12 protein-coding genes are annotated in these 13163 nt (G+C 63.7%); 5 read left to right on the top strand and 7 right to left on the bottom strand.

Annotated elements, in window-relative coordinates:
- Positions 1-8 precede the first annotated feature (8 nt).
- Positions 9-545: an RDD family protein gene (locus LJD17_RS05465; protein ID WP_227383142.1), complete on the bottom strand. Its 537-nt coding sequence runs from the start codon at positions 543-545 to the stop codon at positions 9-11.
- Positions 546-741: 196 nt separating this feature from the next.
- Here LJD17_RS05465 and LJD17_RS05460 point away from each other — a divergent pair, with 196 nt between their 5' ends.
- The 3 genes from LJD17_RS05460 (at position 742) to gltX (ending at position 5680) form a co-directional block, all read left to right on the top strand.
- Entirely contained in the window at positions 742-2127 is a 1386-nt protein-coding gene (locus LJD17_RS05460; protein ID WP_227383141.1) for a class II 3-deoxy-7-phosphoheptulonate synthase, read from the top strand.
- Positions 2128-2471: 344 nt separating this feature from the next.
- Positions 2472-4205 (top strand): NAD+ synthase, encoded by a 1734-nt coding sequence (locus tag LJD17_RS05455; RefSeq protein WP_227383140.1) that lies wholly within the window; start codon positions 2472-2474, stop codon positions 4203-4205.
- A gap of 134 nt (positions 4206-4339) precedes the next feature.
- Positions 4340-5680 carry a glutamate--tRNA ligase gene (gene gltX, locus LJD17_RS05450; protein ID WP_227383139.1) on the top strand — a complete coding sequence of 447 codons (1341 nt, stop codon included), beginning with the start codon at positions 4340-4342 and terminating at the stop codon, positions 5678-5680.
- Between the two features lie 201 nt (positions 5681-5881).
- On the opposite strand, the gene cimA is transcribed toward gltX, so the two are convergent.
- From cimA to cysS, 3 genes are read right to left on the bottom strand one after another with little or no spacing between them, the layout of a single operon-like run.
- Complete coding sequence (gene cimA, locus LJD17_RS05445; protein ID WP_227383138.1) at positions 5882-7477, bottom strand: citramalate synthase; 1596 nt, start codon at positions 7475-7477, stop codon at positions 5882-5884.
- The gene (locus LJD17_RS05440; protein WP_227383137.1) at positions 7474-7983 is read right to left on the bottom strand and encodes a GNAT family N-acetyltransferase; all 510 of its coding nucleotides are present in this window, start codon (positions 7981-7983) and stop codon (positions 7474-7476) included. Before LJD17_RS05440 ends, cimA begins: the two co-directional genes overlap by 4 nt.
- A complete protein-coding gene (gene cysS / locus LJD17_RS05435) occupies positions 7983-9449 on the bottom strand; it encodes a cysteine--tRNA ligase (protein ID WP_227383136.1) in 1467 nt (488 codons plus the stop codon). The genes LJD17_RS05440 and cysS overlap by 1 nt, the downstream gene beginning before the upstream one ends.
- 290 nt (positions 9450-9739) lie before the next feature.
- Between cysS and LJD17_RS05430 the strand changes: the two genes are divergently transcribed.
- The gene (locus LJD17_RS05430; RefSeq protein ID WP_227383135.1) at positions 9740-10069 is read left to right on the top strand and encodes a hypothetical protein; all 330 of its coding nucleotides are present in this window, start codon (positions 9740-9742) and stop codon (positions 10067-10069) included.
- A gap of 78 nt (positions 10070-10147) precedes the next feature.
- Here the strand turns inward: LJD17_RS05430 and LJD17_RS05425 are convergent, their stop codons facing one another.
- Both LJD17_RS05425 and LJD17_RS05420 read right to left on the bottom strand, forming a co-directional pair.
- Positions 10148-10654 carry a CreA family protein gene (locus LJD17_RS05425; protein ID WP_227383134.1) on the bottom strand — a complete coding sequence of 169 codons (507 nt, stop codon included), beginning with the start codon at positions 10652-10654 and terminating at the stop codon, positions 10148-10150.
- Between the two features lie 75 nt (positions 10655-10729).
- Positions 10730-11110 carry a VOC family protein gene (locus LJD17_RS05420; RefSeq protein WP_227383133.1) on the bottom strand — a complete coding sequence of 127 codons (381 nt, stop codon included), beginning with the start codon at positions 11108-11110 and terminating at the stop codon, positions 10730-10732.
- 172 nt (positions 11111-11282) lie between these two features.
- Here LJD17_RS05420 and LJD17_RS05415 point away from each other — a divergent pair, with 172 nt between their 5' ends.
- Positions 11283-12407, top strand: coding sequence for a DUF2865 domain-containing protein (locus LJD17_RS05415; RefSeq protein WP_227383132.1), 1125 nt, complete (start codon positions 11283-11285; stop codon positions 12405-12407).
- Between the two features lie 60 nt (positions 12408-12467).
- Here the strand turns inward: LJD17_RS05415 and LJD17_RS05410 are convergent, their stop codons facing one another.
- The gene (locus LJD17_RS05410) at positions 12468-13067 is read right to left on the bottom strand and encodes an LOG family protein (RefSeq protein ID WP_227383131.1); all 600 of its coding nucleotides are present in this window, start codon (positions 13065-13067) and stop codon (positions 12468-12470) included.
- Between the last annotated feature and the right edge of the window lie 96 nt (positions 13068-13163).

Genomic DNA, 13163 nt, shown 5'->3' with positions numbered 1-13163 from the left:
GGCCAGCCCTACCGATCTTGAGTAGCCAAGGTCATATCCGGACGAATTGGCGTTTCCAGACGCTTCATCACCAGACAGTGGGTCAGCAGGTCATGGAGGGCCTGCTTGCGATTGGTCCATCCAGCCATGAAAAAGCCGAGACCAAAAAGCCCCCAAGAGATGACCTTGCAGCAAGAGCGCCCGATCGCGTGCATGAACGAAATGCGGCTGCCCTGCTCGTCAATGACAACCAGCCCCATTGCCCGTTTGCCGAGCGTAGCCTTTCGCTCCGAGCTTTCGAAGGCCGAGAAGTACAGGATTCCAATGATGATCCCGATAGCGATGCCGAAACCGGTTGGCTTGTAATGGGCCGAGACCGTGCTGCCAGCGGCTTGCGAGGTAAAGGCAACATTCAACGGCAAACCCACCGTTAAGATATAGATGTAGTCCAAGGCCATCATGGCGATGGTGATGAGGAACAGATCCAGGGCAAACGCCGGAACGCGCCTCCAGAAGCCTGCATAAATATATGTGGCAGAGCTTGCCTGTAGATCCGTATCTGACACGAGAGCCCCCTCTTGTGCCAATTTTGTTACATATTATTGCTCTTTGACAAGGCCTGCCCGGGTTTTTCTTGGAGAGACGCATCGCAGGTCCGCGAGTGCCGCACTCGCCTTTTTATTTGTGTCGTGTATAGGTGCCCTTTCGTGCCGCTTATTGCGGTGAACGATGGGGATAATCGAACGACACGGGGAGTGTGTCATGAACGAGCGGTGGACGCCCGATAGCTGGAGAAACAAGCCAATCCAGCAGGTCCCGGCCTATCCGGACCTTGAGGCGCTTGGAAACGTCGAGCAGCAGCTCGCCGGGTTTCCGCCGCTGGTTTTTGCAGGTGAGGCCCGCAAGCTGAAGCGCGCCTTGGGTAAGGTCGCCAAGGGCGAGGCCTTTCTTCTTCAGGGCGGCGACTGCGCCGAGAGCTTCGCCGAGCACAGCGCCGACAACATCCGCGATTTCTTCCGCCTTTTCCTCCAGATGGCGGTGGTGCTGACCTTCGCCGGCAGTTCGCCGGTGGTGAAGGTCGGCAGGTCGGCCGGCCAGTTCGCCAAGCCGCGCTCTTCCGATACGGAGAGCGTCGGCGGCGTCGAGCTGCCGAGCTACCGCGGCGACATCATCAACGATATCGAATTCACGCCCGAATCGCGGATTCCCGATCCGCGCCGGCAGGTGGAGGCGTATCGCCAGTCCGCCGCGACCCTCAACCTGATCCGCGCCTTCGCGACGGGCGGCTATGCCAATCTCGAGAACGCCCATCGCTGGATGCTCGGATTCGTGAAGGATTCGCCGCAATCCTCCCGCTATCGCGAGCTGGCCGAACGCATCACCGAGAGCATCGACTTCATGCGCGCCATCGGCGTCGATCCGGAAACCCATCCGGAAATGCGCTCGACGGACTTCTACACCAGCCACGAAGCCCTGCTCCTGGGTTACGAGCAGTCCCTGACCCGCGTGGATTCGACCACCGGCGACTGGTACGCCACTTCGGGTCACATGCTCTGGATCGGCGACCGCACCCGCCAGATCGATCACGCGCACGTGGAATACATGCGCGGCATCAAGAACCCGATCGGCCTGAAGTGCGGGCCCTCGCTCACGCCGGACGGGCTGCTCCGGCTGATCGAGAAGCTCAATCCCGAGGACGAGCCGGGCCGTCTGACGCTGATCTGCCGTTTCGGCGCCGACAAGGTGTTCGACCACCTCCCGGCCCTCGTGCGGGCGGTCAAGCAGGAAGGCCGCACCGTCGTGTGGTCGTGCGACCCCATGCACGGCAACACCATTAAGGCCGCCTCCGGCTACAAGACGCGGCCGTTCGAGCGGATCATGGGCGAGGTGCGGGACTTCTTCGCCGTCCACCAGGCGGAAGGCACTTATGCGGGCGGCATCCATCTGGAGATGACGGGCAAGAACGTGACGGAATGCACGGGCGGCGCCCGCGCGCTGACGGACGCCGACCTGCGGGATCGCTATCACACCTACTGCGATCCGCGCCTCAATGCCGAACAGGCGCTGGAGATCGCGTTCCTGACCTCGGAGCTGGTCAAGCACGAGCGCCAGGGTCGTGAGCGGCCGGATGCCGTTGCGGCAGAGTAACCGAGAAGTTTTTCACAAGAAAAAGAGGGGCGCGAAAGCGCCCCTTTAGTTTGCGTTCGGGTCTCTAGAGGTCGAAACTCTTTCTCAGTGCAAGTAACCGAGGAAGAAGAGAATAAGAATGATCGGCAACGGAATGCCGATAAGCCAGAGAAGGCCACCTTTTAACATCGCTGTCTCCATCGTTTTCCTGCGAAGACAACGAACTAGGCTGTTTGCGGTTCCGCAAGGGCTGAACGGTTCGATACGAAGCGATGGATTCCCGTGCGCCGCCATGCGTCTGTTGCCGGACGATCCTCGCCGAGGCGGATTGCTGCGGCAGGGCCGGCGCGCTACATGCGCATGTCATGGCTCAGAACACCCTCAAGATCGCTCTCGCGCAGCTCAACCCCATCGTCGGCGATGTGGCCGGCAATGAGGAGAAAGCCCGCGTCGCCCGCGCGGAAGCCGCCCGGCTCGGCGCGGATATCGTCATGTTCACCGAACTTTTTCTCGCCGGCTACCCGGCCGAGGATCTGGTGCTCAAGCCTGCCTTTCAGGATGTCTGCCGGGCCGCGCTGGAACGTCTCGCCCGCGAGACGGCCGACGGCGGGCCCGCCATGCTGATCGGGCTCCCGTGGCGGGAAGGAGAGGCGCTGCACAACGCCTATGCGCTTCTCGACCAGGGCGGCATCACGGTGCGCTTCAAGGTCGACCTGCCCAATTACGGCGTCTTCGACGAGAAGCGCATTTTCGAGCCGGGCCCCTTGCCCGGCCCCGTCAATTTCCGAGGGATCCGCTTAGGATTGCCCATCTGCGAGGACATCTGGTCCGGCGATGTGGTCGAGTGCCTGGCCGAGACCGGCGCCGAGATGCTCCTGGTTCCCAACGGCTCGCCCTATTGGCGCGGCAAGACGGAGGAGCGCTTCAACATCGCCGCCTCCCGGGTCACCGAAAGCGGCCTACCGATGGTCTACCTGAACGAAATTGGCGGCCAGGACGAGCTCGTCTTCGACGGCGCATCCTTCATTCTCAATGCGGATTGCTCGCTTGTCGGCCAGCTTCCCGCCAACGAGGAGACGATTGCCCTCACGGTTTGGGAAAAGGGAGCGGACGGATGGGCCTGTCGTCAGGCCCCCATCGTGACCGTGGAGGAGGGCGACGAGGCGGATTACGCCGCCTGCGTGCTCGGCCTTCGCGACTATGTGGACAAGAACCGCTTTCCGGGCGTGGTGCTCGGCCTGTCCGGCGGCATCGACTCGGCGCTCTGCGCCGCCATGGCGGTGGACGCCCTCGGGCCGGAGCGGGTTCACTGCATCATGCTGCCCTATCGCTATACATCGAGCGAATCCTTCCAGGACGCGGAGGCCTGCGCCAAGGCCCTCGGCGTTCGCTACGACACGGTTCCGATCGCGCCGGCCGTGGAGGGGTTCGAGGCTCTGCTGCAGCCGCTCTTTGCCGGAACGCAGCGCGACATCACGGAGGAGAACCTCCAGAGCCGCGCCCGCGGGACGATTCTCATGTCCATCTCCAACAAGTTCGGGCCGATGGTGGTCACCACCGGCAACAAGTCGGAGATGTCCGTGGGCTATGCCACCCTTTACGGCGATATGAACGGCGGCTTCAATCCCATCAAGGACCTCTACAAGATGGAGGTCTATCGTCTCTCGGCCCTGCGCAACCGCTGGAAGCCGAAGGGGTCCTTGGGGCCTGACGGTGTCGTGATCCCGGAAAACATCCTGTCCAAGGCTCCCAGCGCCGAGCTGCGGGACAATCAGAAGGACCAGGATTCGCTCCCGCCCTACGATGTTCTCGACGATATCCTGCGCGGCCTCGTGGAGGACGAACTGCGGGTGTCCGAGATCGTCGCGAAAGGGCACGATCTGGAGACCGTCAAGAAGGTCGAGCGCCTGCTCTACATCGCCGAATACAAGCGCCGCCAATCGGCGCCGGGCGTGAAGGTCACGCGCAAGAACTTCGGGCGGGATCGCCGCTATCCCATCGTGAACCGCTTCCGCGACCAGGGGCTGGTTGCCCACCAGCCCGACGAGGCCCTGGAGCGCGCCATCGGAAAGCCGCGCCAAGCGTCGGTCGATATGTAGCGGCCGCCACGGCCGGCGCGGCGAGGGGATCTGGGAGGGGATCTGGCGCGCCTCGCGGATGAGAGCCGCAATCGGAGCGCGAGGGCCGCTCTCCTCTTGCGCTACCACCCACCCTTCGTCATAGGGTTCGTCCCATGTCAAAGCCCATCGTCCGCTTCGCCCCGTCCCCGACCGGGCACATCCATATCGGCAACACCCGCGTCGCCTTTCTGAACGCGCTCTTCGCGCGGCGGGAAGGGGGCACCTTCGTCCTGCGCTTCGACGATACCGATCTGGCGCGGTCGAAAAAGGAATATGCCGACTCCATCGAGACCGATCTCGCGTGGCTGGGCATTCCGCCCGACATCGTGGTCCGGCAGTCGGAGCGGTTCGACCTGTACGACGACGCGGCCGAGCGCCTGAAGGCCGTCGGCCGTCTTTATGCATGCTACGAGACGCCGGAGGAGCTGGAGTTCCGCCGCAAGCGGCAGCTCGCCCGCGGCCTTCCGCCGATCTATGACCGCGCCGCCCTGAAGCTGACGGACGAGGACCGGGCCCAGCTCGAAGCCGAAGGACGCCGCCCCCATTGGCGCTTCCGCCTCGACCATGAAACGATTGCCTGGGACGACCTCGTCCGCGGGGCCTGCCACGTCGATTGCGGCTCGCTTTCGGATCCGGTCCTGGTGCGCGAGGACGGCACCTACCTCTACACGCTCCCCTCCGTGGTCGACGATATCGCCATGACGATGACGCACATCATCCGCGGTGAGGATCACGTCACCAACACGGCCGTGCAGATCCAGATCTTCGAAGCGCTCGGCGCGAAGGTGCCGACCTTCGCCCACCACAGCCTCCTGATCACGGCGAGCGGAGAGGGATTGTCGAAGCGCCTCGGGCACCTGTCGATCAAAGGCCTGCGCGAAGCGGGCCTCGAGCCGCAGGCCGTCGCGTCGCTCGCCGTACTGGTGGGCTCCGCCGAAGCCGTGCGCCCGATCGCCGACCTCGACGAGTTGGCGCGGCTCATCGACTTTTCCCACATCTCCCGCGCTCCGGCGAAATTCGACGAGCACGAGCTGGAACAGCTCAATGCCCGCCTGATTCACGACATGCCTTATGCGGCGGTGCGCGAGCGGCTCGCGGCCCTCGATGCGGATGGCGGCGAGGCGTTCTGGAACGCGGTCCGGGGGAACCTGACGAAGGTGGCGGAAGCGGCGGAATGGTGGACGGTGGTGCGTGGCCCCATTGTGCCGGTCATCAGCGATCGCGCATTTATCGAGGATGCCCGCAACCTGCTGCCGCCGGCCCCGTGGGACACGACCACCTGGAAGACCTGGACCGAGGCCGTGAAGACGGCCACCGGCGTGAAGGGCAAGGCGCTGTTCATGCCGCTGCGCATGGCCCTGACCGGCCTCGATCACGGACCCGAACTCGGCGCGCTGCTGCCGTTGATCGGGCCGGAGCGTGCCCGCGCGAGGCTTTCGGGCGACGCTGCTTAAGGCGACAGCTCCGTCATTTTGGAACCCCACCGCCGTCATTCCGGGGCCGCGCAGCGGAGCCCGGAACCCATAATCGCTGAGGGTGCCAGAAGAGAACGCAACGGATGCCGCGGCTCCGTATCCGGGACCGTTAGCGGATATGGGTTCCGGGCTCTCGCTCGCGCTCGCCCCGGAATGACAGGAGCACCGAACCCTAAGAAATCACAGGCCTGCGCCGCTCTTCAGGAGCTTGTAGACCATCGAATCGGTGAGAGCCTGGAACGAGGCGTCGATGATGTTGGGCGAGACCCCGATGGTGGTCCAGCTGTCGCCTTCGGCGTCGGAGAACTCGATCAGCACGCGGGTCACCGCGTCCGACCCGCCCTGGTAGATGCGCACCTTGTAGTCGATGAGCTCCAGGTCCTGAATCAGGTCCTGATATTTGCCGAGGTCCTTGCGCAACGCCACGTCGAGGGCGTTGACGGGGCCGTTGCCTTCCGCCGCCGAGATCAGGACGTCGTCGCCGACGCGCACTTTCACGATGGCCTCCGAGGCGGTGACCATTTCGCCGACGGCGTTGAAGCGCCGCTCCACGTTGACGGAAAAGCGCTCAACCTGGAAGAACGCCGGGACTTCCCCGAGCATTCGCTTGACCAGCACATAGAAGGATGCGTCCGCGCCTTCGAACGCGAACCCCTCCGCCTCCTTGCGCTTCACCTCGTCGAGGATGCGCGACACCCGCGGATCGCCCTTTTCGAACGTGAAGCCGAGCCGTTTCAGTTCGGCCAGGATGTTGGACTGGCCGCCCTGGTCGGATACCAGCACCCTGCGCGCATTGCCGACGCTCTCCGGCTCCACATGCTCGTAGGTGCGGGGGTCCTTGAGCACCGCGGACGCGTGGATCCCCGCCTTCGTGGCAAAGGCGCTGGCGCCGACGAAGGGCGCATGCCTGTTGGGCTGCCGGTTGAGGATTTCATCCACCTGACGGGAGAGATGCGTCAGCTGTCCGAGGGCCTCGCCGGAGATGCCGAGATCGAACCGCGAGGCATAGCCGTCCTTCAGTTTCAGCGCCCCGATCAATGTGACGAGATTGGCGTTGCCGCAGCGTTCACCGAGACCGTTGAGCGTGCCCTGCACATGGCGCGCGCCAGCCTCGACCGCCGCAAGGGAGTTCGCCACCGCGCAGCCGCAATCGTCATGCGCATGAATGCCGAGATGGGCGCCGGGCACGGTCTTCACCACCTCCGAGACGATGGCGGTCACTTCGTGGGGAAGCGTGCCGCCGTTGGTGTCGCAGAGCACCACCCAGCGGGCGCCGGACTCATAGGCGGTTCTCGCGCAGGCGAGGGCATAATCCGGATTGGCCTTGTAGCCGTCGAAGAAGTGCTCGCAATCGACGATCACTTCGCGGCCGTTCTCGCAGGCGGCCGCGACGCTGTCGCGGATACCGGCAAGGTTTTCCTCGAGGGATGTCTCGAGCGCCACGTGGACATGATAATCCCAGGACTTGGTGACGAAGCAGATCACATCGGCTTTCGCCTCGAGAAGCGCCGCGACGCCGGGATCGTTGGAAACCGAACGGCCCGGCCGTTTCGTCATGCCGAACGCCGCGAACTTCGCGTTCGCCGTGCGCTTCTCGGCGAAGAACTCGGTATCGAGGGGGTTCGCTCCCGGATAGCCGCCTTCCACGTAATCGACGCCGATCCGGTCGAGGAGACCTGCGACCGCGCGCTTGTCCTCCAGCGAGAAATCGACCCCCGTCGTCTGCGCGCCGTCGCGAAGGGTGGTGTCGTAGAGATAAACGCGTTCCCGGCTCATGATGCGAAAGTCCTGTCCTCGGGTGGCGTAAGGCGTTTTTCCATGGTGGTGTTGCCGAGCCACTCGTCCCCGAGGGTCACCGTGTTGCGGCGCTGTGCCTGGAAACCGTGCTTCTCGAAGAAGGGTCGTGCATTGTCGCTCGCATCCGCCACGAGACGCGTGGCGCCGCGCGCCGCTGCGAGCTTTTCCACCGCACCGTAGAGCATCGTGCCGACACCCTGTCCGGCAACGGCCGGATGAACATAGAACAGGGCGATCTGCTCATTGTTCTCGAGGGTGATGAAGCCGACGGGCGAACCTTCCACGAGGGCCACGAGGGTGAGGCTCTTGGCGAGGAGCTCGGCGAATTCCTCCTCCTCCGCCACGGCGGCCCACGCCTCCTGCTGGCTTTCGCTGTAATCCTCGCCCGTCAGTTCTTCGACGCTCGCCTGAAGAATTTCGGCGAGCGTCGATACGTCGGACGGCAGGAAGGGCCGCAGACCGGGTTTTGGCATGGATTGTCCCATCAGCGTGCAACCTCCCAGGTGGTCGTGCCGTCCTTGTTGTCCTTCACCACCACGTTCAGGGCGGCAAGCTCGTCGCGGATGCGGTCGGACTCGGGCCAGTTCTTCGCAGCCCGGGCTTCCTTGCGGGCGGCGATGAGCGCTTCGACGGCGGCAGGATCGACAGAGAGCGAGGCCTGCCGGCGCGCTTTCCACGTTTCAACGCTGTCCGACAGAAAGCCCAGGGCCCGAAGGTTGGCCGAGAGCTCCTCGTGAGCGCCTCGGCCGTCGAGGGCATGGAGCTCCGCGATCATCCGGGGCGAATTGAGGTCGTCGGTCAGCGCATCGAGAACGGCTTCGGAGAAGGCCGCATCGGCGCCCGCCGCCAAGCCATACCATCGGTCGAGCGTCCTTTCGCTTTCTTCCAGTCCCCGCACCGTCCAATCGATCGGCTGGCGGTAATGGGTGCGCAGCATATTGAAACGCAGCACTTCGCCGGGCCAATCGCGGAGCAGTTCCTCGATGGTGAAGAAGTTGCCCAGCGACTTGGACATCTTCTCGCTTTCCACCTGCAGGAAGCCGTTGTGCATCCACACATTCGCCATGCGCGGCATATCGAAGGCGCAGCAACTCTGCGCGATCTCGTTCTCATGATGCGGAAACACGAGATCGATGCCGCCGCCATGAATGTCGAAGGTTTCCCGCTCCGCAGGATCGGCGCAGGTCAGCCGGGTCTCGAACGCCTTGACCAGGTGACGCCAGGCCATGGCGGAGCACTCGATATGCCAGCCGGGGCGCCCCGGCGTCGCGATGCCCGCGGGGGAGGGCCAGGCCGGATCCTCCGGCCCCGAGGGCTTCCACAGGACGAAGTCCATGGGATCGCGCTTGTAGGGCGCCACGTCGACCCGGGCCCCGGACAGGAGCTCGTCGAGGGAGCGCTTGGAAAAGGCGCCGTATTGCGGAACGTTCGGAAGCTTCTGCATGCCTGCGACGCTGAAGAGCACATGCTCCTCCGCCACATAGGCGGCCCCGCGCGCGATGAGGCGCTCGATGATCATCCGCATTTCGTCGATATGCTCGGTCGCGCGCGGTTCGACGAAGCGCGGCGGCTGGCCGGGCTCGTTCACCTGATCGGGCATCAGAACGCCGAGCGCACGGATGTCCGCATGGAATTGTTCCTCGGTCTTGCGCGTGACGACCCGGATCGCCTCGTTATGGGGCAGGTCCGGGTAATCGCGGACCGCGCGCGCATTAATCTTGTCGTCCACATCGGTGATATTGCGCACGTACGTGACCGCGCCCGTGCCGTACACATGTCTCAGCAAACGGAAGAGGAGATCGAAAACGATGATCGGGCGCGCGTTGCCGATATGGGCATAGTCGTAAACGGTCGGTCCGCAGACGTAGAGGCGCACGTTCCTCTCGTCGATCGGGACGAACTCGTCCTTCGACCGGGTCAACGTGTTGTAGAGCCGAACCTTCGACGCCATGAAACCATACCCCTTCAGGCCGCGGGCCGGAGAATGGTTTCGATCTTGGAATGAGAACGAGACGGCTCCAGCCAGCGAGTGCGCTAGCTGCAAATAATCCCGGAAATGAGGATCGCTGCCGTTTTCATGTCACAACCAATGCCTTTTTCGCCCGATCTCGTCAAGGTTCCGTGTCGATAAGCAGAAATTATTTGCAATCCCGCAAGAAACCCGCATGAGAGGGCCGCGTTAGCGGATTATTCATGTCCCTTCGTGACAATCGATCACGAGTTTCAAGTAGTGAGGTCTACATGCGCCGTGCATATGCCATGCTCGGGTTGGGTACTGTTATGTTCGTGGCGGCGACGACGTCGCTGACGCTGCTCCCCAACAACACCCAGGCCTCATCCACCGAAGCGACCTTCATCGTCCCCGCCGCCGACGGCTACGGGGTCGCCGAGTGTCTCGTTTCGGGCCATACCTGCGGCCAGGCGGTCGCCAACACCTGGTGCGAAGCCCAAGGCTACGCTCGCGCCATCTCGTTTCACCAGACCAGCCCCGAGGAAGTGACCGGGGCCATCCAGAAGGTCGCGGTGGAGTCGAAGGAACTGCTGCCCGTCGCCATCACCTGCGCGAACTGAGCCGTTCGGCCTAGGGTTCTGGCTCCCGAAGGGTCGCAGAAGCCCCGCTCGGGACGGATCGACCGGGAAGGGCTTTCCTCAGCCGTTCAGCCACTCGCCGCATCGCGGCGGCATTTCGGTGCCCCAAGGCATGAGAGGGACGCTCGACGTCGAGTTCTTGGGTGAGCCTTCGATCGGACGGTCGGAATACACCATGTAGACGAGGGTGTTGCGCTTGGCGTCGCAGCCTCTGACGATGTGCATGCGCTTGAAGATCAGCGAACGGCGCTCGCTGAATACCACGTCGCCCTGCGAAAATTTCTTCTTGAACTTCACGGGGCCGACCTGGCGGCAGGACAGGGAAATGTCCGAAACCTCCTCCGCGACCCCGAAGGTGCCGGAGATGCCGCCTCTCTCGGGGGTCGTATAGTGGCAGGCGATGCCCTCGATATCCGGATCGTCGAGGCCGTAGACCGCGAGCTTGTCGTTGGGCGTCAGCGCTCTCCAGACCGTCGACTTCTTGAAGATCACATCGGGATCCTGCGCGGCGGCGCCGGAAACGGCTCCCAGGGCGAGGGCGGCGGCCAGGACAAGGCGGGCGAGCATTACGGTTCTCTCCTCAAGGACGATCCGACAAGGTCAAGCTTTTATGTGGGAAGCCTCGGGGCTTTTCGCGAGGGTTCATTCCGGGTCATGGCTGCAAACGCAGATCTTGTTGCCGTCCAGATCGCGGAAATAGGCGCCGTAATAGTGCTGGTGGTAGTGCGGGCGCAGACCGGGCGCTCCTTCGTCCGTCCCGCCGTTCGCGAGGGCCGCGGCATGGCAGGAATCGACCTGCGAACGTCTGGAGGCCGCGAAAGCGATCATGGTGCCGTTGCCGGGAGACGGGGTTCCGCCGTCGAAGGGCCGGACGATCAGGAAGAGCGGGTGGCCGCCCGTTCCATAACCTACCATGTCGGCATCGGAAAAGCGCACCGTAAGGCTCAAGGGAGCCAGGACCGCATCGTAGAAGTCCTTCGCCCGAGCAAGGTCATTTGCCCCGACCGTCGTATGAGAGTACATGCTGTTGCCCAGATCTTGATGTGAGAGGATTCTGCCGACCTCGAGGGAATGAAGTCCTTTTCCCCACGGCTGGCAAGACGCCGATCACATTGAGGCCCCTTTCGCGACGTCATTTGACCCGCAATCGAGGGCAGGGGACGGCTTGAACGCATTCGGTTTCGCGACGCTCATAATGGCAAAGACATCTTTTCTTCGATCCTTCGTCGCCGTTGCGGCCTTTTTGGCCATCGGCGGCACCGCATTGGCACAATCGGCCGAGTGCCAGCGCTTCCGGGCGCAATTGGCGGCGCTGGAACGGACCGGCGGGCGGGCTGCCTCGGGCGAGGCGGAGAATATGCGCGTCGAGATCGGGCGGCTCACCGGATATTACCGGTCCATCGGCTGCGATCGCGGGCCGCTCGGCTTCCTGGCGGGTCCGCCGCCCGCGGAGTGCGGCGCCATTGCCCAGCGTATCCGTCAGATGGAGGCGAACTTCGCCCGGCTGTCCGCGCAGGGCTACGATTCGGGGGATTTCGAGTTCCGCCGCCGCCAGCTCATGGCCGCCGTTCAGCAGAGCTGCGCCGTGGACCAGCCGCGTGGCTTCTTCGAGACCCTGTTCGGTCCGCCCCGCGGCCAGCAGCCGCAGCCGTCCGAGATCATGCCGCAAGGGCAGCCGATCATCACGGAGGAGCAGCAGGCCTATGGCGGACGCAAGCTCATCTGCGTCCGGACCGGCGACGGTTCCTTCTTCCCCTTGAGCGTTTCGCCGGGCGGGCGGGAAGGGGCCAACGAGATGTGCCAAGCCCTCTGTCCTGAGACGGAAACCCTCGCTTTCGCCTATCCGGGGGGCGACGACGGCCTGAATCATGCCGTCTCGGTATCGGGCAGCCGGCCCTATGCCTCGCTCCCGAATGCCTTCAAATTCCGCAAGGCGTTCGATCCGGCCGTGGCCTGCAAGCGGGACGACGAGCGCTGGGCGGTGGTCCTGCGGCGGGCCGAGGGCATGCTGGAGCAACGCAAGGGCGACATCATCGTGACGGCCGAGAAGGCCGAGGAGATGTCACGGCCGAAGGTGGTTCAGGCACGCAAGGCGGTTGAGAAGAAGACCGACGAAGAGGCCAAGGCCGCCGCCGAAACCGCTGCGGCCGCCCCGACGGCGAGCAAGGAATCGTCCGGCATCGGTCCGAAGGCGATCGAGACCAGTCGCGTGATCGGCCAGGCTGAAGGTGCGAAGCGTGACGCGGTTCTCGTCGACGGCAAGAAGCAGTCGGTCCGCGTGATCGCTCCCGAGCTCATCCCCGTTCCGAACGCGAACTGAGGTTTTTGCCTCAGAAGCCCGATCGAGCCGGCGGCCTTTCGGACGAAGGCCGCCGAGAGGTCAGAACTGCTGCTCGATCATGCCCTCGTCGGCCCTGAGCCCCACCCGGCGGGCGGAGGCTTCGAGCATAGGAATCACGTCCCCGACCTGCTCGGCGACAAGATAGCTGAGCTCCAGGCCCGGGCGGATGAAGCCTTCGTTGCGCATGTGGGCCAGAAGGCTGAGAAGCGGTTTCCAGAAGCCCTTGATGTTGAGCATCAGGATCGGCTTGGTGTGACGGCCGAGCTGGGCCCAGGTCATCTGCTCCACAAGCTCCTCGAGCGTGCCGATCCCGCCCGGAAGGGCAACGAACGCATCGGCCTTTTCGAACATCAGCTGCTTGCGGGTGTGCATGTCCGGAACGGTGATCGTTTCCTGGACATCCTCGAGGAGCTTTTCGCGGGCTTTCAGAAAGTCCGGGATGATGCCGGTGACATAGCCCCCGTGATCGAGCACCGATTGGGCAACGGTTCCCATGAGGCCCACATTGCCGCCGCCATAAACCAGGTTGATGCCGCGCTCGGCCATTGCGCGGCCCAAAGCCGCCGCATTTTGAGCGAAAACAGGGTCATCTCCGAAACCGGAGCCGCAATACACGCAAATGGATTTGATCACAGGCATTGGAATGTCAGGAAAAAGGGGGCTAGCCCCCGGTGAGTCGTATGGCACGATGGATATTCCTTATGGCCGTAGCCTTTTGAAAGATAAACAGCTTTA

Origin of the sequence: Microvirga rosea (genome assembly GCF_020595095.1) — a bacterium.
Taxonomy (GTDB): Bacteria; Pseudomonadota; Alphaproteobacteria; order Rhizobiales; family Beijerinckiaceae; genus Microvirga; species Microvirga rosea.
The sequence above is the reverse complement of the archived record's forward strand: the minus strand, read 5'-3'. Positions and strand labels throughout refer to the sequence as shown.